The organism is Streptomyces sp. NPDC059788 (assembly GCF_042732265.1).
In the GTDB taxonomy this organism is placed as follows: Bacteria; Actinomycetota; Actinomycetes; order Streptomycetales; family Streptomycetaceae; genus Streptomyces.
Genome location: NZ_JBHWHY010000041.1, coordinates 60,641 through 76,586 on the forward strand (window position 1 = coordinate 60,641; position 15,946 = coordinate 76,586).

Annotated in this window: 16 protein-coding genes; 9 read left to right on the forward strand and 7 right to left on the reverse strand. The window is 70.4% G+C overall.

The annotated features are described in order from the left end of the window. Positions 1 to 6: 6 nt before the first annotated feature. A complete protein-coding gene (locus ACFV57_RS30985; RefSeq protein WP_385238989.1) occupies positions 7 to 693 on the reverse strand; it encodes a helix-turn-helix domain-containing protein in 687 nt (228 codons plus the stop codon). A 183-nt stretch (positions 694 to 876) separates the two neighbouring features. On the opposite strand from ACFV57_RS30985, the gene ACFV57_RS30990 reads away from it, so the two are divergent. Both ACFV57_RS30990 and ACFV57_RS30995 read left to right on the forward strand, forming a co-directional pair. Continuing rightward, complete coding sequence (locus ACFV57_RS30990) at positions 877 to 2,064, forward strand: cytochrome P450 (protein ID WP_385238991.1); 1,188 nt, start codon at positions 877 to 879, stop codon at positions 2,062 to 2,064. A 138-nt stretch (positions 2,065 to 2,202) separates the two neighbouring features. Beyond that, the gene (locus tag ACFV57_RS30995; RefSeq protein ID WP_385238993.1) at positions 2,203 to 2,610 is read left to right on the forward strand and encodes a hypothetical protein; all 408 of its coding nucleotides are present in this window, start codon (positions 2,203 to 2,205) and stop codon (positions 2,608 to 2,610) included. Positions 2,611 to 2,682: 72 nt separating this feature from the next. On the opposite strand, the gene ACFV57_RS31000 is transcribed toward ACFV57_RS30995, so the two are convergent. Next, positions 2,683 to 2,988, reverse strand: coding sequence for a helix-turn-helix domain-containing protein (locus ACFV57_RS31000; protein ID WP_385238995.1), 306 nt, complete (start codon positions 2,986 to 2,988; stop codon positions 2,683 to 2,685). Positions 2,989 to 3,052: 64 nt separating this feature from the next. Here ACFV57_RS31000 and map point away from each other — a divergent pair, with 64 nt between their 5' ends. Continuing rightward, positions 3,053 to 3,835, forward strand: a complete 783-nt coding sequence (gene map / locus ACFV57_RS31005) for a type I methionyl aminopeptidase (RefSeq protein ID WP_385238997.1) — start codon at positions 3,053 to 3,055, stop codon at positions 3,833 to 3,835. A 393-nt stretch (positions 3,836 to 4,228) separates the two neighbouring features. Here the strand turns inward: map and ACFV57_RS31010 are convergent, their stop codons facing one another. Beyond that, the gene (locus ACFV57_RS31010; protein ID WP_385238999.1) at positions 4,229 to 4,660 is read right to left on the reverse strand and encodes a DUF192 domain-containing protein; all 432 of its coding nucleotides are present in this window, start codon (positions 4,658 to 4,660) and stop codon (positions 4,229 to 4,231) included. Positions 4,661 to 4,692: 32 nt separating this feature from the next. Between ACFV57_RS31010 and ACFV57_RS31015 the strand changes: the two genes are divergently transcribed. Continuing rightward, positions 4,693 to 5,448, forward strand: coding sequence for a prepilin peptidase (locus ACFV57_RS31015; RefSeq protein ID WP_385239001.1), 756 nt, complete (start codon positions 4,693 to 4,695; stop codon positions 5,446 to 5,448). Positions 5,449 to 5,687: 239 nt separating this feature from the next. Here the strand turns inward: ACFV57_RS31015 and mgrA are convergent, their stop codons facing one another. Further along, positions 5,688 to 6,725, reverse strand: a complete 1,038-nt coding sequence (gene mgrA, locus ACFV57_RS31020) for an L-glyceraldehyde 3-phosphate reductase (protein WP_385239003.1) — start codon at positions 6,723 to 6,725, stop codon at positions 5,688 to 5,690. Between the two features lie 123 nt (positions 6,726 to 6,848). Between mgrA and ACFV57_RS31025 the strand changes: the two genes are divergently transcribed. The 4 genes from ACFV57_RS31025 to ACFV57_RS31040 all read left to right on the forward strand — a co-directional run bounded on the left by ACFV57_RS31025 (position 6,849) and on the right by ACFV57_RS31040 (position 12,120). Then, complete coding sequence (locus ACFV57_RS31025; RefSeq protein ID WP_385239005.1) at positions 6,849 to 7,646, forward strand: isoprenyl transferase; 798 nt, start codon at positions 6,849 to 6,851, stop codon at positions 7,644 to 7,646. Between the two features lie 371 nt (positions 7,647 to 8,017). Then, entirely contained in the window at positions 8,018 to 9,340 is a 1,323-nt protein-coding gene (locus tag ACFV57_RS31030; RefSeq protein ID WP_385239007.1) for a PhoH family protein, read from the forward strand. A 405-nt stretch (positions 9,341 to 9,745) separates the two neighbouring features. Then, a complete protein-coding gene (locus ACFV57_RS31035) occupies positions 9,746 to 10,447 on the forward strand; it encodes a transglycosylase SLT domain-containing protein (protein WP_385239009.1) in 702 nt (233 codons plus the stop codon). Positions 10,448 to 10,596: 149 nt separating this feature from the next. Then, positions 10,597 to 12,120 carry an AI-2E family transporter gene (locus ACFV57_RS31040; RefSeq protein ID WP_385239011.1) on the forward strand — a complete coding sequence of 508 codons (1,524 nt, stop codon included), beginning with the start codon at positions 10,597 to 10,599 and terminating at the stop codon, positions 12,118 to 12,120. Between the two features lie 47 nt (positions 12,121 to 12,167). Here the strand turns inward: ACFV57_RS31040 and ACFV57_RS31045 are convergent, their stop codons facing one another. The 3 genes from ACFV57_RS31045 to ACFV57_RS31055 form a co-directional block, all read right to left on the reverse strand. Then, positions 12,168 to 13,883 carry an alpha/beta hydrolase gene (locus ACFV57_RS31045; RefSeq protein ID WP_385239013.1) on the reverse strand — a complete coding sequence of 572 codons (1,716 nt, stop codon included), beginning with the start codon at positions 13,881 to 13,883 and terminating at the stop codon, positions 12,168 to 12,170. Positions 13,884 to 13,975: 92 nt separating this feature from the next. Beyond that, positions 13,976 to 14,509, reverse strand: a complete 534-nt coding sequence (locus ACFV57_RS31050; RefSeq protein WP_030020692.1) for an alkyl hydroperoxide reductase — start codon at positions 14,507 to 14,509, stop codon at positions 13,976 to 13,978. Between the two features lie 35 nt (positions 14,510 to 14,544). Next, positions 14,545 to 15,099, reverse strand: a complete 555-nt coding sequence (locus ACFV57_RS31055; protein ID WP_360127556.1) for a peroxiredoxin — start codon at positions 15,097 to 15,099, stop codon at positions 14,545 to 14,547. A 360-nt stretch (positions 15,100 to 15,459) separates the two neighbouring features. Between ACFV57_RS31055 and ACFV57_RS31060 the strand changes: the two genes are divergently transcribed. Continuing rightward, positions 15,460 to 15,801 (forward strand): Lsr2 family protein, encoded by a 342-nt coding sequence (locus tag ACFV57_RS31060; protein WP_385239016.1) that lies wholly within the window; start codon positions 15,460 to 15,462, stop codon positions 15,799 to 15,801. Positions 15,802 to 15,946 lie beyond the last annotated feature (145 nt).

Sequence of the window (15,946 nt, forward strand, 5' to 3'; positions counted from 1 at the left end):
GACCCCTCACGCCAGGAGGTCACGCCAGCGGTCGGCCGACTCCATCATGTCCTCGATGACCCGCTCCAGGAACGTCCCCGTCCTGGACAGCCGCTGCCCCACGGGGCTGTCGAGCCCGACTTTCTCCGCCGTCGCCGTCGCGGCCCGCGCCGTATCGAGCGTCCGCTGCGCGCTGAGCACGATCGAGCGGTACCAGGCGTCGTCGTCGACCACGTAGATGTCGCGACGCCGCAGCGGATCGCGCTCGCGCCGGACGTACCCCTGGTCCACCAGGAAGTTCACGGCCACCGAGACGGAGGCCGGACTGACCTTGAGCCGGCGGGTCAGCTCGGCCGCGGTGCGCCGTCCGTCCTCGGACAGCAGCAGGTCGACGTGCACCCGCGCCGTCATCCTCGGCAGCCCCGACCTGACCGCCAGTTCGATGATCTCCTCTTCCGCCGAGCCGTCCGGCGTACCCGGCGCACGCGGCGCGCGTGGCGGCGGTGCCGGTGTGCCGCGCCGCGCGCGCTGGGCCGTCGCCTGCTGCGCCTGCTGCGGCCGGTAGCCGCCGTGGCCGCCGTTGCGCGCGACCTCCCGGCTGATCGTCGAGGTCGGCCGGTCGAGCCGCCTGGCGATCTCGGCGTAGGAGAGGCCGTCGGTGAGTCCGGCCGCGATGCGCCGGCGGTCCTGCTGGGTCAACCGTCCTCCTGGCATGCCGACAGTATGGCCTTCGCGATATATCAGTGCAACGCAACGTTGCTTTCGAGTGCAGCGTCATCGCACCAGTTTTACGCCTTTGAACTGCACAAACAATATTTCGATGATTGACGAAGGAGTGAAGGCAACGTAGCTTTCGGGCAACACCAAACGCGTACTATCGCGATATGAGGAGTGGTCATGAGCGAGTCCCTCCACACCGTCCCGGCACTGCCGACGGAGCGCCGCGGCTGCCCGTTCGACCCGCCGGCCGAGCTGACCGACGCCCACCGGCACGGCCCCATCAGCCGCATCATCCACCCCGGCGGCATGTCCGGCCGGCTGATCACCGGATACGACCTGGTCAGGTCCGTCCTGGCCGACCCGCGGTTCAGCGCGCGCAAAGAGCTCCTGAACGTGGTCGACTTCGAGCTCCCCCCGGCGCCGCCCGGCGAGTTCCTCCTCACGGACGACCCGGTGCACCGGCGCTACCGCAAGCCGCTGGCAGGCAAGTTCACCGTGCGGCGGATGCGACTGCTCACCGAGCGCATCGAGCAGATCACCGCCGACTGCCTCGACGCCATGGAACAGACCGGGCCGCCGGCGGACCTGGTGACCGCGTTCGCCAAGCCCATCCCCGCCATCGTCATCTGCGAGCTGCTGGGCGTGCCGTACGAGGACCGGGCCTCCTTCCAGGGGCAGGCCGAGTCGCTCATGAGCGGGGAGCTGAACGACGAGGAGCTGATAGCGGCCTACACCGCGACCCAGAACTACGTCGCGGAGCTGGTGGCCGCCAAGCGCGCCAACCCCACCGACGACGTGCTCAGCGAACTCGCCGGCAGCGACCTGGACGACGAGGAGTTGAGAGGGGTCGGCCTGACCCTGCTCTCGGCCGGGCTGGACACCACCGCGAACATGCTGTCGCTCGGCACCTTCGCCCTGCTGCAGAACCCGGCGCAACTGGCCGCGCTGCGCGCCGATCCCGCCCTCGCCGACTCGGCCGTGGAGGAGCTGCTGCGGTATCTGAGCGTCGCCAAGTCGTTCATGCGGACGGCCCTGGAGGACGTCGAGTTGGGCGGCCTGACCATCAAGGCCGGTACGACGGTCGTGCTGTCGTACCACACCGCCAACCGCGACCCCGAGCGCTTCGCCGAACCCGACACCCTCGACCTCCGGCGGCAGAACGGCGGTCATCTGGCCTTCGGCCACGGCATCCACCAGTGCCTGGGCCAGCAACTGGCCCGCGTCGAGATGCGGGTCGCGCTCTCCGCCCTGGTCAACCGCTTCCCCACGCTGCGCCTTGCCGTACCGGCCGAAGAGGTCGCGCTGCGCCCGGAGACCGCGGACATCTACGGGGTGAAGAGCCTCCCGGTCACCTGGGACGTGTGACCGGCGCGTGTGACCGGCGAAGCCGCGGTCCCTCATTCCGGCAACCCCGCCTTCGCTCCTTCTCCTTCACTCACCGATTCGCATTCACCGATTCGCATTCACCGATTCACGCTCACCGATTCAAAGGAGCCCACCATCATGTCCATCACCCTGACCGACCAGGACAAGCTCACCCTGCGCAACGCCGCCTACGGCGCCGTGACGCTGATGGCCGCCGCGGGTGCGGCCGGCTCTCCCCACCGGATCGCCACCGACGGCTCGCTGGCCCTGTCCTCCGCCACCGGCCTGGTCGGGCATGTGCTCGCCGAGAAGACGAAGGGCCTGAACCTGAACGGCAAGTCCACGGCCGAACTCGCCGACCGGGTGCTGCCGGACCTGACGGCGGCCATGGCCCTGCTCGGGAAGCAGGACGCGGCCGAGGCGGAGAATTTCCGCGGCACCGTCGTCGTCGCCGTCGAAGCGGCCGCCCGCACCCATCAGGGCGAGCCCGGCCCCGCCCTCGCCGAGATGGCCCGCAAAATCACCGGCGCCCTCGACGCCGCTTGATCCGGTGGGCGATCCGGCATATGAACCGGCAGCCCATCGGGTGCGGCCCCGCCCGGAGGGCAGTGCGACGGGTTACGAAGTCAAGGACGCGTGCCGTGCGACAGGCAGCGCCGACCGGTCCTCGTCGGCGCACTCCGGCCGGCTGATCTCGGCCCAGACCGCGTCGAGGGACAGCCCCAGAGTGTCGGCGAGCGCCGCGATCGTGGGAAAGGCCGGGGTGGCCACGCGACCGGATTCGATCTTCCGGAGGGTCTCGGGCGAAAGGTGCGCGGCAAGCGCGACGTCGAGCATCGAGCGGCATCCCCGGGCCCGCCGCAGCAGGGCGCCGAGGCGCTCTCCGCGTGCTACCTCGGCGGGGGTGAGCGGCAACCTGACCATGGGCCCATTCTAATACCGGTATAGTTTGACCGGGATAGTTATTGGAAGCATGTGAGAGGCCCCCATGATCGAGATCCTGAACCGCGCCCAGCTCGACCGCGCGAGAGAAGCCGGCGCGCTGGTCGGCGACATCCTGGAGACACTGAGGCGCCGCAGCACGGCCGGTGTGAACCTCCTGGACATCGACCGGTGGGCCAAGGAAATGATCACGGGGGCGGGCGCGCAGTCCTGCTACGTCGACTACGCGCCCTCCTTCGGGCGCGGCCCGTTCGGCCACTACATCTGCACGGCCGTCAACGACGCGGTGCTCCACGGGCGGCCCCACGACTACACGCTGGCCGACGGTGATCTGCTGACGCTCGACCTGGCCGTCTCCCAGCGCGGAGTGGCCGCCGACGCCGCCATCAGCTTCCTGGTGGGCAAGGCCCGGCCCGCGGACGGCGTCGCGATGATCGAAACAACCGAACGCGCACTCGCCGCGGGGATCGCCGCCGCCAGGCCGGGGGCCCGCATCGGCGACCTCTCCCACGCCATCGGCACGGTCCTCGGCGAAGCGGGCTACCTGGTCAACACCGAATTCGGCGGTCACGGTATCGGCTCGACCATGCACCAGGACCCGCACATCGCGAACATCGGACGGCCCGGACGCGGATACAAGCTGCGCCCGGGGCTGCTGCTGGCCCTGGAGCCCTGGATCATGGCCGACACCGACATGCTCGTCACCGATGCCGACGGCTGGACGCTGCGCAGCGCGACCGGCTGCCGGACCGCACACAGCGAGCACACCATCGCCATCACCGACGACGGCGCGGAAATCCTCACCCTGCCGGGGCAGGCGCGGCCCTGAGGTCTCGATCGCCGACGCGGCGCCCGCGACCGTCGGCGCGCCGGGCGGCCCGGCGATGTGCGCCGCGTGAAGCAGCGGCAGTACGGCCTGGAGTGGCGCGGTCATGTCCGGGTTGACGGCCTGGAGCCGCGTTTTCCGGGGCTGCCGACGCCGGTTGCCGACTGGAAGGGCTAATTGCGCGCCGACGGCTGGTGGGTTGGGCCTGGAAGATAGTACATATACGGGTTTGTGCCCTATGGTCGTTTTCGCACCGCTCACACGCGATCAGCTGGAAGCGCATCGCGCGGGCCTGCCTGCTTGCTCCTGCCCTGGGAGAGGCCGGCCCGCGGCAGGGAGACGAGCCACCAGCTGACCGGTGTGCCGACGGTGCCGAGCTGACGGCCGGCCGGAGGGTCAGGGGGTGTCGATCGTGACGCGGGCGCCGGGGCGCAGTCCCCAGCGGGCCATCGCGCCTGCCTCCGCCTCCAGTACGTGCCGGGCGCGGAGGCGGGGGAGCCCCAGCCGCCCCGGCCGCATCGTGCGTACGGCCAGCACGGTGAAATCCCGGCCGAGATAGGCGACATCGAGGGCGAAACGCATACGGAAGGTGTGTACCGCGCTCGCCGGGGTGAGCAGCAGGGCGCCGTCGACGCCGTCGCGGCCCAGGAGGCCGCGGGCGCGTGCGCGGTAGGAGGCGGCGATCTCCAGGGGGACCGGCGCGGTGCCGGGCGGGGCGCCCGCCCCGACCGCGTGCGCTCCGGCGCTCCCCGCTTCCGCGGGCGTCGCTTCTCCGTCGACGGACTGTACGAAGCGGAGCGTTCCTGATCCGTTCTGCCAGCGGGACATGGGAAGCGTTTTATCAGCCTAGGGTCGGCCGTGTGGCTGTGATGCTGATGGTTCTGGCCGCCGGCTACGGTGCCGCGGCCGGTCTGCTCGTGCCGCGCGCCGCGTACCGGCTGGCCGTCGAGCCGGGGGAGGCGTGGCGCGACCGCTGTCCGTGCGGGCGGCCGGTCACCGGGCCCGCGCGGGGCTGGCTGGGGCCGGGGCGCTGCCGTGCCTGCGGCCCGTACGGGCCCGGGGCGGTGGCGAGCGCCCTGGTCACGGCTGCGGTCTGTGCCCTGCTCGCCGCGGCCACCGGCGCGCGGCCCGAGCTGGCGGTCTGGCTGGCGGCGGCGCCCGTGGCGGTCCTGCTCGCGGTCGTCGACTGGCGGGTGCGGCGCCTGCCCGACGTACTGACCCTGCCGCTGGCGGCCGGCGCCGCGCTCCTGCTGGGGCTCGCCGCGTTCGGCGGGGGAGCGGCGGGGGTGTGGAGTGGCGCGCTGCTCGGGGGGCTGACCCTCGGAGGCTTCTATTTCGTCCTATATCTGGTTAATCCAGATGGAATGGGACTCGGGGACGTCAAGCTGGCGATCGGGCTGGGGGTCACTCTTGGGTGGTACGGCTGGGCAATTCTGATCAGTGGCGCGTTCATGGGGTTGCTGCTCGGCGCGCTCTACGGATGCGGACTGCTGCTGCGGCGCGCCAGAAGCGCGGAACGCCGTAATGATGGGCTCAAACAGGCCATGCCGTACGGCCCTTTCATGATCATCGGGGCGCTTCTCGGGGTGCTTCTGGGGGCCGCCGCGGCAGCTTGATCCAAAAACCGGCCGCGCCGTTCCGGCCGAAGTTGCACTGAGCACCCCCTCCGCGGGGTTATGGTGGAAACCCCCCCTCGGGCCGGTCCGTATCCCCCCCCCACGGACCGGCCCGCTTTTTTGTGCCCTGGTATGGATCTCGCCATGATCACGCCAGGACGGGTTTCGTACACGCACCGTGCGAACGTCTCTACGGAATGTAGGGAGCGTTCCGCGAAGGTGTCACGGACCGAACAGAATCAGCCGCGCTTGGCCCAGATGTTCACACCGTCGGTCGACTTCGCGAACTCCTCGATCTCGGACAATTCCTCGTCCGTGATCTTCGGTGCGCCCACCGCCGCGATGTTCGCCTCCAGTTGCGCCACGCTGCTCGCCCCGATCAGCGCCGAGGTCATCCGCTCGTCCCGCAGCACCCAGGACAGCGCCAGCTGCGCCAGCGACTGGCCGCGCCGCGCGGCGATCCCGTTCAGACCGCGCAGCCGCCGCCGTACGTCCTCCGAGAGCAGCCCCGGATCGAGCGATTTGCCCTGCGACGCGCGCGAGCCCTCCGGAATGCCGTCCAGGTACTTGTCCGTCAGCAGCCCCTGGGCCAGCGGGGCGAAGGAGATGCAGCCCATGCCCTCCGCCTCCAGGGTGTCCAGGAGGGCGTCGTCCTCGGTCCAGCGGTTGATCATCGAGTACGACGGCTGGTGGATCAGCGGCCGTACGCCCATCTCCCGCAGCAGCCGGGCCGCTTCGCGGGTCTGCTCGGCGGAGTAGGACGACACGCCCACGTACAGCGCCTTGCCCTGCTGGACGGCGGACGCCAGCGCGCCCATCGTCTCCTCCAGCGGAGTGTCCGGGTCGAAACGGTGCGAATAGAAGATGTCGACGTAATCGACGCCCATCCGCTTCAGCGAGGCATCCAGCGACGAGAGGAGATATTTGCGCGAACCCCATTCGCCGTACGGCCCGGGGTGCATGAGATATCCGGCCTTCGTGGAGAGCACGATCTCGTCGCGGTAGGGCCGGAAGTCCTGTGCGAAGATCTTTCCGAAGTTCAGCTCGGCCGAGCCGGGCGGCGGGCCGTAGTTGTTCGCCAGGTCGAAGTGGGTCACGCCCAGGTCGAAGGCGCGCCGCAGGATCGCCCGCTGGGACGCGAGGGTGCGGTCGTCGCCGAAGTTGTGCCACAGGCCCAGGGAGACCGCGGGGAGTTTGAGACCGCTGCGGCCGGTGCGGCGGTACTCCATGGAGTCGTAGCGCGTATTCGCGGCAATGTGGACAGAGGAGTCAGTCATGGTCATCTCCTTATCACGGAGTTGTGACACACCTGATTGGGCCGCCGGGACACCCGGGACGTAAAGTTGCCGACTTGAGGCGACGGGGGCGACCGCCATTTGCACGGAGGGGCTTGACCACACATGCTGCGATCTTCCGGGGTGCGCATCCCGTACCCGCCCGCGTTGCGCAACCTCGTCTACAGGCTCTACGCCCGCCGGGTCGAAGGTCGCCTCGACCACGACCAGGTCCCCAAGCACATCGGCGTCATCCTCGACGGGAACCGCCGCTGGGCGCGGGCGGACGGCCGCACCACCGTGCAGGGCCACCAGGCCGGCGCCGACAAGATCGCCGAGCTGCTGGGCTGGTGCGCGGAGACCGACGTCGAGGTCGTCACGCTGTGGCTGCTGTCCACGGACAACCTCGACCGTCCCGAGAAGGAACTGACCCCGCTGCTGGGGATCATCGAGAACACGGTGCGCGGCCTGGCCGCCGACGGCCGCTGGCGGGTCCACCACGTCGGCAACCGCGACCTGCTGCCCGACGGCACGCAGCGGGTGCTCAAGGAGGCCGAGCAGGCCACCGCCGACCACACCGGCATCCTGGTGAACGTCGCCGTCGGCTACGGCGGCCGGCAGGAGATCGCGGACGCGGTGCGCTCGCTGCTCCTGGAACACGCCGAGCGCGGCACCTCCTTCGAGGAACTGGCCGACATCGTCGACATCGACCTGATCTCCGAACACCTCTACACCCGCGGCCAGCCGGACCCGGACCTGGTGATCCGCACCAGCGGCGAGCAGCGGCTGTCGGGCTTCATGCTCTGGCAGAGCGCCCACTCGGAGTACTACTTCTGCGAGGTCTTCTGGCCGGCCTTCCGCAAGGTGGACTTCCTGCGCGCCCTGCGCGACTACGCCGCCCGTCACCGGCGTTACGGCTTTTAGGCCACCCGGAACGGCAACTCCCGGCGCGGGACCACACCCGCGCCAAATCCGTAACCAAGCGTTCACCGACCGTGCGTCATATGCCATTGCATGGGTGCGCACGTTCGCGGGAATATCCCTTCCAGGTCGGTATCCGGCAGTACCAGTCATCGGATGCCGTATCTCAGCGGACGGCACGGGGCCGTCCGCCCGGGAGGCCCTTTGCACATCACGGACGACCGTGCGGACCGCACGGACGACGCGGAGGGCCGGCGTTCGGCCCGTGCAGCGTGGCCCGAGCCCGGTCCCGTCGCCCGCCGCCTGACGGCGCGGCGGCTCCACTCCCGCGACGCCGTCGCACCCCGACCTCATCCGAGGGGGTTCGTCCACCCGTGGTGAACAGCAAGCAGCGCCGTGAGAACGGCCGGCGCACCTATGTCCTCGACACCAGCGTGCTGCTGGCGGATCCAGGCTCCATGTCCCGCTTCGACGAGCACGAAGTCGTGCTGCCGGTCGTCGTGGTCACCGAACTGGAGGACAAGAGGCATCATCCGGAGCTCGGCTACTTCGCCCGGCAGGCCCTGCGCCTGCTCGACGAGTACCGGGTGCGGTACGGGCGGCTGGACGCCCCGATCCCCATCGGGGACCTGGGCGGAACCCTCCGGGTCGAGCTCAACCACGCCGACCCCGGGGTGTTGCCCGCCGGCTTCCGCCTGGGCGACAACGACTCGCGCATCCTCGCGGTGGCCCGCAACCTCCAGGCGGAGGGCTATGACGTCACGGTGGTCTCCAAGGACCTGCCGCTGCGCATCAAGGCGTCCGCGGTGGGCCTGCTGGCGGAGGAGTACCGCGCCGAGCTGGCCATCACCGACTCCGGCTGGACCGGCATGGCGGAGCTGACCGCGACCGCGGAGCAGATCGACGGCCTCTTCGCCGAGGAGACCGCGTATGTGCCCGAGGCCGACGGGCTGCCCGTGCACACCGGCCTCGTACTCCAGTCCGAGCGCGGCAAGGCGCTCGGCCGGGTCACCGCCGACGGCTCCGTACGGCTGGTGCGCGGCGACCGGGAGGCGTTCGGCATCCACGGGCGCAGCGCCGAACAGCGCATCGCCCTGGACCTGCTGCTCGATCCGGAGGTCGGCATCGTCTCGATGGGCGGGCGGGCCGGTACGGGCAAGTCGGCGCTGGCCCTGTGCGCGGGCCTGGAGGCGGTGCTGGAGCGGCAGCAGCACCGGAAGGTGATGGTCTTCCGGCCGCTGTACGCGGTCGGCGGGCAGGAGCTGGGCTATCTGCCGGGCACCGAGGCGGAGAAGATGAGCCCGTGGGCCCAGGCCGTCTTCGACACGCTGTCGGCGGTGACCACCTCGGACGTGATCGAAGAGGTGGTGGGCCGCGGCATGCTGGAGGTGCTGCCGCTGACGCACATCCGCGGCCGGTCGCTGCACGACGCCTTCGTCATCGTCGACGAGGCGCAGTCGCTGGAGCGCAACGTGCTGCTGACGGTGCTGTCCAGGATCGGCGCCAACTCGCGTGTCGTGCTCACCCATGACGTCGCGCAGCGCGACAATCTGCGGGTCGGCCGGTACGACGGCGTGGTGGCGGTCGTCGAGAAGCTCAAGGGCCATCCGCTGTTCGCGCACGTCACCCTCACCCGCTCGGAGCGCTCCCCGATCGCGGCGCTGGTGACCGAAATGCTGGAGGACGGCAGGATCTGACCCCATGTGGAGTACGGCGCCGCCCGGCAGGAGCGCAGGAGCTTAGCCGGGCGGCGCCGCGTTGCGCGGGCATTTCCGCAAATCACCCGCGGCAAACGGGGTGTGAGCTTTCACACGCAACGATGAATTGATTCCGCGCGTCCGGTTCGGGCAGAGTCTGGGTCCTGTCAGGCCCCGCATACGGCACACCAGCACCCCCAGCGGTGCGGAACCCCGAGAACTGCATAGCGTCGCCGTATGCCGCCCGAGCACCACGCGGACCCCGAGGGGGACGTACCGGGCCCGTGCCTCCCGTGACCAGCCGTTCCCACCGCTCAATCGGGGGCGGAACAAGGGGAGACCAGCGCCAGGGGCACGATTGCGTCCGCGAGGTCACCTATGCGGACGATGCTGGAAGGAAAGCGTGTGAGCCGGATTTCGGTCCGGGGATTCGCCGTGGCCTCCGCCACCGCGGTCACCACCGTCGGCGCCGTTGTCGGTGTCGCGTCAGGTCAGGAGCAGGGCTCGGTCGCCCACACCGAGGCCGCCGCTGCCGACGCGACGATCGCCGACATCCCCGCGGGCCAGCAGGCCCAGGTGCAGACGGCCTCCCTGACGCAGCAGGCGGACGAAGCGTCCACCCAGGCGGATGCCGCCGCGCTGAAGTCCGCGCAGGAGTCGGCCCGCAAGGCCGCCGCCCAGGACGCGCAGGACAAGAAGGACGCCGCCGACAAGAAGGCGAAGGCCGAGCAGGACGCCAAGGAGCGCGAGAAGGAGAAGGAAGCCTCCCGCTCCGCCGCGCGCGACGCGAGCACCTTCACCGCCAAGGCGTCGTACTCGATCGCCGAGACGCAGGCCATCGCCCGGCAGATGCTGCCGGCCGACCAGTTCCAGTGCTTCAGCAACATCGTGGACCACGAGTCCGGCTGGAACTACCGGGCCACCAACGCCTCGTCCGGCGCCTACGGCCTCGTCCAGGCGCTGCCCGGCACCAAGATGTCCTCCGCGGGCTCCGACTGGCGCACCAACCCGGCCACGCAGATCAAGTGGGGGCTGAACTACATGAACAGCCGCTACAACAGCCCCTGTGGTGCCTGGTCCTTCTGGCAGAACAACCACTGGTACTAGAACGTGGGGGCGGCCGACCGCGTAAGGTGGTCCGCCTCTCCGCTTCGTACGCGAAACCCCCGGCGCGACGGCGTCGGGGGTTTCGTGCGTCCCGCACCGGTAACGTCGTCCTGACAGCATCGGGGGGCGGGAGGGGAAGAGGAAGCGACATGTCCAGATTGCCTCAGTGGGTCGGTGGCCTCGGCGCCGGTCTGACGCGGCTCTCGCAGCGGCTGGAGGACCAGCGCCGCCGCGCGGAGGCCATGGAGGTCCCCCCTGGAGGGACCTTGTCGGACTCCTCGGGGGCGGCCGGGAGCGACCCGGGAGAGCTGAGGCGTGCCGGGCACACGGCCGGAGCCCAGGCGCCGCCCGCCGACACGTACGCGGGCGAGGCCGCGGCACCTCCCGTGCGGTCCGACGGCGGGTCACCCGACGCGCGGGCCGCGCCGGAGGACGCGCAGCGGCAGCCCGACTCGGTCCCGGCCCCGCCGACGTACGCGCCCGCCGTCGCGCCGCGTCCCGACCCGGTGGCCGCCGTGCCGTGGGGCGTGCGGGTCGCCGCCGAGGCGAGCTGGCGGCTGCTGGTCCTGGCCGGGACGATCTGGGTGCTGGCCAAGGTCATCACCTCCATCCAGCTCGTCGTCCTGGCGTTCGTCGCCGCGCTGCTGATCACCGCGCTGCTCCAGCCGACCGTCGCCTGGCTCAGGCACCGGGGCGTGCCGCGGGGGCTCGCCACGGCGCTGACGTTCATCGCGGGCTTCGTCATCATGGGGCTGGTCGGCTGGTTCGTCGTATGGCAGGTCCAGGACAACATCGACTCGGTCTCCAGCCGCATCCAGGAAGGCATCACCGAGCTGAAGGGCTGGCTCCTCAACAGCCCGTTCCACGTCACCGAGGACCAGATCAACAACATCGCCAAGAACCTCCAGGACGCGGTCGGCGCCAACACCGAGGCGATCACCTCGGCCGGTCTGGAGGGCGTCACGGTCGTCCTGGAGGTGCTCACCGGCATCCTGCTGGCGATGTTCACCACGCTCTTCCTGCTGTACGACGGCCGACGCATCTGGGACTGGGTGCTCAAGCTGGTGCCGAGCGCGGCGCGCGAGGGCGTGGCGGGCGCCGGGCCGCGCGCCTGGCGCACCCTGACCGCCTATGTGCGCGGGACGGTGATAGTGGCTCTGATCGACGCCATCTTCATCGGCATCGGGATCTACTTCCTCGACGTGCCGCTGGCCGTGCCGCTCGCCGTCTTCATCTTCCTGTTCGCCTTCATCCCGCTGGTGGGCGCGGTCGTCTCCGGCGCGCTGGCCTGTGTGGTCGCGCTGGTGACGCAGGGCGTCTTCGCGGCGCTGATGGTGCTCGCGGTGGTGCTGGCGGTGCAGCAGATCGAGGGCCACATCCTCCAGCCCTTCATCCTGGGCCGCGCGGTACGGGTCCATCCGCTCGCCGTCATCCTGTCGGTGGCCGCGGGCGGCCTGGTCGCCGGCATCGGCGGCGCGGTGGTCGCGGTGCCGCTGGTCGCGGTCACCAACACCGTCGTGGGCTATCTCCGCTCGTACTCACGGGAGCAGGCCCTGCGCCTGTCCCCGCCCCCGCACGGCGCCACGGCGCTGGACGTCGCGCCCACCCGGGCGAAGCGGCCGGACCCGGCGAAGGGGAAGGACCCGGCGAAGGGGACGGACCCGCAGGACTGACCGGGCGTCAGGCCCGTGGCCCGGGGCGGGCCGCCCCGGGCCGCCGCTCAGTACGGCGCGTCCTTGGCGCCCTCGTACGCCCGCAGCCGGGCCGTGTCCCGGTCGGTCCAGCCCGGCGGCGGGACCACCGCCGCCCAGCCGTCCACCGCGCCGGTGCCGTAGCGGTGGCCGTGCGGCGGGGGCGCCCCGAAGGACACCGCGAGGTCGACGGTGGTCTGCCAGAAGGTGATGACCGGCAGGAAGCGCATCTCGTCGGTGACGTCGGGGCCGAGCGGCCGGTCCAGCCAGGCGGGACGGTGGAAGAGCAGGTCGGGGGACCACCACACCACCGGGTCCGAGGCGTTCTGGAGGTAGACCACCCGGGGGTGCTCCCACGGGTCGTCGGGGCGTCGTAGATCGCGTTCCGGGTACTGCGCGAAGCGGACGTGCCGCCCGTGGTCGTACTCCGGACGCCACACCGGGCTGCCGGGATCGCGTCCGGCGGTCACCTCCCGCCAGATCGGGCTGACGTTGGGCGGCCCCGCCAGCAGCGCGCCGTCCACCTTGCCCAGCATGTCGTCCAGGCCGTCGAAGCCCGCCTCGGTCGCGTACGTACCGAGGCTCTCGCCGCCGACGACCAGCTTGGGACGGTCGTCCGCGGGCAGCACGGACCACTTGGCGTACACGGCGTCGAACACCGCGCGGGCGTCGCGCGCCGCCTTCTCCTTGTCGACGAGGAAGGAGATCCAGGACGGCAGGTACGAGTACTGGGTCGCGACGATCGCGGAGTCGCCGCCGTACATGTACTCCAGCGGTTCCGGCATCCGCGGGTCCACCCAGCCGCTGCCCGTGGTGCCCAGCAGCGCCAGCACCTTGCGGTGGAAGCCGCCGGTGCGCTCCAGCTCCTGCACGGCGAGGTCGGCGGTGCGCCGGAAGTGCGCGTCGCCGCCCTCCTGTTCGCCGACGTACACCCGTACCGGGTCCTTGGCCGGGCGGCCGGTGAAGGCGGCGATGTCCTGCTTGCGGGGCACCGAGCCGATGAAGTTGCGGCCCTCGGCGCCCAGTTCCGCCCAGTCGACGACGGAGGTGGCGCCGCCGGAGACGTAGGGGGAGGCGGGCTGGGTGATGCCGTCGGCGGTGCTCAGGTTCGCGGCCTTGGAGATCCGGTCGACGATGTCGATGAAGCCCCGCTCGTACAGCACGTCCTTGGAGCCGATCGTGACCAGCAGGGCGGTCAGCGCCACGCCGATCGCGTACGCGGCCGGGCGCGGCACCCAGCGGCCGAAGAACCGGGCGAGCCGCCGGGCCACCAGGCGTACGCAGCGGGCGAGCAGCACGAACAGCGCGCAGACCGCCACCGCGATCAGGATGATCATCGGCGTGTGCCAGACCAGCGAGGGCTCGACCTCCTGGAGGCGGCGGAGGCGGCGCTGCGCGTGGGCGCTCCAGGAGACGGCCGCCGTGGACAGCACGATGGCCAGGACGTGGAAGGCCTGCCAGCAGCGGGCGCGGGCGCGTTCGCCGGGGCGGTACCGGCTCAGCGTGCGGAAGAGGCTGCTCGCCGCGGCGCCCGCGGCGTAGCCGATGGCGGCCGTGATGCCGCCGATCAGGCCCTGGAGGTACCAGGGGCGGGGGAGCAGCGACGGGGTGAGGGAGAGCCAGAAGAAGAGCGCCGCGACGCAGCAGGCGGTGAGGTCGGGCCAGCGGCGGACGATCCAGGCAGGGTTGGGGGCGTCCCAGTACGGGCGCTTGAGCCACCGGACGACGAGGTGCAGGACGGACATTTGCCCTCATTATGCGCAGAGCCCCGCGGACACGTGGTCCGCGGGGCTCTGTCGTACCGGCCGGGCGCCCGGCAGGGCGCCTCCGGTTTCACCTATTCGGCGAGGGTGGCCTCGGAGTCGAGGGTCGCGCCGACGGCCTGGAGGACGGAGGCGATCTTGATGGCCTCAAGGATCGTCTCGCGGTCCACGCCTGCCTTGCGCAGCACCTGCTCGTGCGAGTCCAGGCACATGCCGCAGCCGTTGATGGCCGAGACGGCCAGCGACCACAGCTCGAAGTCGACCTTCTCCACGCCCGGGTTGCCGATGACGTTCATCCGCAGGCCGGCGCGCATCGTGCCGTACTCCGGGTCCGACAGCAGGTGCCGGGTCCGGTAGAACACGTTGTTCATCGCCATGATGGCGGCGGCCGACTTGGCCGCTGCGTACGCCTCGTCGGAGAGGTTGGCCTTGGCCTCCGGCTCCAGCTCACGCAGCACCTTCGGCGAGCGCGAGGCGATCGCGCAGGCCAGGACGGTGCCCCACAGCTGCTGCTTGGGCAGCTCGCTGTTGCCGATGACCGAACCGAGGTTCAGCTTCAGGTCCTTGGCGAAGTCCGGAACGGCGGACTTCAGTTCGTCGAGAGCCATGTCGGATCTCCTTCCGGTTCGCTGCTAAACGCGGTTCACTCGCCCGAGAGCAGCGCGACCGGGTCGAGGGTCTCGTCGCCCTTGCTCCAGTTGCAGGGGCACAGCTCGTCGGTCTGCAGCGCGTCGAGGACCCGCAGGACCTCCTTGGGGTTACGGCCGACGGAACCGGCGGTCACCATGGTGAACTGGATCTCGTTGTTCTGGTCCACGATGAACACGGCACGCTGCGCGAAGCCGTCCTCGCCCTCGATGCCGAGCGCGCGCATCAGCTCGTGCTTGGAGTCGGCCAGCATCGGGAAGGGCAGGTCGGTCAGGTCCGGGTGGTCCTTGCGCCAGGCGTGGTGCACGAACTCGGAGTCACCGGAGAAGCCGAGGATCTGGGCGTCACGGTCGGCGAACTCGTCGTTCAGCTTGCCGAAGGCGGCGATCTCCGTCGGGCACACGAAGGTGAAGTCCTTGGGCCACGCGAAGACGATCTTCCACTTGCCTTCGTAGGTCTTGTGGTTGATCTGCTCGAACTCCTTGCCGCTCTCCAGCGACACGCAGGCGGTCAGATCGAACTCGGGGAACTTGTCACCGACAGTGAGCACGTGCTCTCCTTCGTGTGCCGTAAGTCCGTTAAGGGGCTTACGCGAGGGGTTGGACGGTTCCCTACACTGCCACAGGGGTCATTGATCGGGGAAATAGCCAGATCGTCATGTGTTGATCGGTACTGGTTATCAGTCGCGGCGGGGGCGCGCGGCGCGGAAGTGACGCGGGGCGGTTCGCGCCCCTCTGGCGCGTCCGGGCGTCGTGAGGTATGCGCGGCCGGTGCGCAACAATGCCGGATCGGTCGAAAAGGGGCGGGAATCCAGGGAATCCACCAACTATCTCCGAAACGATGTTCCCCGGATCGTGCACCTCGCCAAAGATTCGACAAAACGCGCGCCGCGAGACGTACAATCACCCGCATGGCACAGAAGATCGTCACTATTTACACGGATGACCTCACCGGGGAAGAATCCACGGAGGTCGCCACGCACTCTCTCGCGGTCGACGGTATTGCTTACGAGGTCGACCTCGCGCCGGACAGCTACGACAAGCTGCTGGAGGCGATCGGCCCCTTCCTGAAGGCCGGGCGCCGCACCGGGCGTATGAAGACGGGTGCCGGCGCGCGCAAGGCCGCCGCCGCGTCGGGTTCGGGCGAGACCGCGAAGATCCGCGCCTGGGCCAAGGAGAACGGCTACGAGGTGAACGAGCGCGGTCGTGTGTCGGCCGAAATCCGTGAGGCGTACCAGAACACGAACAAGTAGGCGCCGTCGTCGGCCGGAAGCCCCGCCGAGGGGCGGCTTTCGGCCGGTGGGGGGGCAGCGGCCGCCCCACCCCCGCCAGGGGGAGCACGCCCCCGCGCCGTCCGCCGGCGGGGGCCCCCCGCCCGAATGAGTGAATGTGGTGCAG

What these genes read in the sequence shown, in the direction of transcription:
- ACFV57_RS30985 (WP_385238989.1), bottom strand. Translation starts at nt 693, where the DNA reads ATGCCAGGAGGACGGTTGACCCAGCAGGACCGCCGGCGCATCGCGGCC.
- ACFV57_RS30990 (WP_385238991.1), top strand. Translation starts at nt 877, where the DNA reads ATGAGCGAGTCCCTCCACACCGTCCCGGCACTGCCGACGGAGCGCCGC.
- ACFV57_RS30995 (WP_385238993.1), top strand. Translation starts at nt 2,203, where the DNA reads ATGTCCATCACCCTGACCGACCAGGACAAGCTCACCCTGCGCAACGCC.
- ACFV57_RS31000 (WP_385238995.1), bottom strand. Translation starts at nt 2,988, where the DNA reads ATGGTCAGGTTGCCGCTCACCCCCGCCGAGGTAGCACGCGGAGAGCGC.
- map (WP_385238997.1), top strand. Translation starts at nt 3,053, where the DNA reads ATGATCGAGATCCTGAACCGCGCCCAGCTCGACCGCGCGAGAGAAGCC.
- ACFV57_RS31010 (WP_385238999.1), bottom strand. Translation starts at nt 4,660, where the DNA reads ATGTCCCGCTGGCAGAACGGATCAGGAACGCTCCGCTTCGTACAGTCC.
- mgrA (WP_385239003.1), bottom strand. Translation starts at nt 6,725, where the DNA reads ATGACTGACTCCTCTGTCCACATTGCCGCGAATACGCGCTACGACTCC.
- ACFV57_RS31025 (WP_385239005.1), top strand. Translation starts at nt 6,849, where the DNA reads ATGCTGCGATCTTCCGGGGTGCGCATCCCGTACCCGCCCGCGTTGCGC.
- ACFV57_RS31040 (WP_385239011.1), top strand. Translation starts at nt 10,597, where the DNA reads ATGTCCAGATTGCCTCAGTGGGTCGGTGGCCTCGGCGCCGGTCTGACG.
- ACFV57_RS31045 (WP_385239013.1), bottom strand. Translation starts at nt 13,883, where the DNA reads ATGTCCGTCCTGCACCTCGTCGTCCGGTGGCTCAAGCGCCCGTACTGG.
- ACFV57_RS31050 (WP_030020692.1), bottom strand. Translation starts at nt 14,509, where the DNA reads ATGGCTCTCGACGAACTGAAGTCCGCCGTTCCGGACTTCGCCAAGGAC.
- ACFV57_RS31060 (WP_385239016.1), top strand. Translation starts at nt 15,460, where the DNA reads ATGGCACAGAAGATCGTCACTATTTACACGGATGACCTCACCGGGGAA.